Below are 645 nucleotides of genomic sequence, written 5' to 3' on the forward strand. Positions count from 1 at the left end.
CGCCGGTCGATCGACCTCGTGTGGCAGACCCAGCTCTTGCCGTCGGCGTATTTGGCGAGCTCGTCGCGCGCGGCGACGCCGCAGGTCCAGCGCTCGACCTTGGTGTTGAGACAGAGCTGGTCGACTGCGGGCGCGTCGATGCCGCCGAGCCGGATGCGCGTGTTGCCGATCACGACGGCATCGCCGGCGCGGACCTTTGCCGTGCCGGTGATGTCGGCGGCGTGCGCCATCGACGGGAGGGCAAGCAAAGACAGCGCAATCAGGAATTTTCGCAACATGCCGGTCCGCGTGTGATGAAAATCTCGATAGACCGCGCAATTGTGGTCGGCTTTTGTCCGCTCGGCCAGCGCTTGCCTAACGAATGAGCTTTCAACTTCCCGTCATCGAAGCGGGCGAATTGCGAATAGGGAGTGGCGAATAGAGCTGTGATCAGCCCCATTCGCTACTCGCCATTCACCATTCGCCGGCGCGCCACCGCCAGCCCCATCAGCACGAAGGCCGACGTCACCTCCGGCCCGCCGACCAGGATCCGCGTCGGCGTCTTCATCTTGTTCCACTCATAGGCGCGGAACGGGCCGCGGCGGCCGCCTTCGCCGAGGTTGGCGACGATCACGTTCAGCGCCGGTGCGAAGGCGCGCGGGTCGG

General features: G+C 65.6%; 1 protein-coding gene and 1 pseudogene. Both read right to left on the bottom strand.

What is annotated here, in order from left to right:
* On the bottom strand, positions 1–278 hold a 278-nt coding region (locus MOV75_RS40900), incomplete at its 3' end, for a thermonuclease family protein (RefSeq protein WP_369010508.1).
* Positions 279–442: 164 nt separating this feature from the next.
* Positions 443–645 (bottom strand): annotated as a pseudogene (locus tag MOV75_RS40905) (hypothetical protein); the annotation flags it as partial.

It is taken from the genome of Bradyrhizobium sp. PRIMUS42, assembly GCF_023006515.1.
Classification (GTDB): domain Bacteria; phylum Pseudomonadota; class Alphaproteobacteria; order Rhizobiales; family Xanthobacteraceae; genus Bradyrhizobium.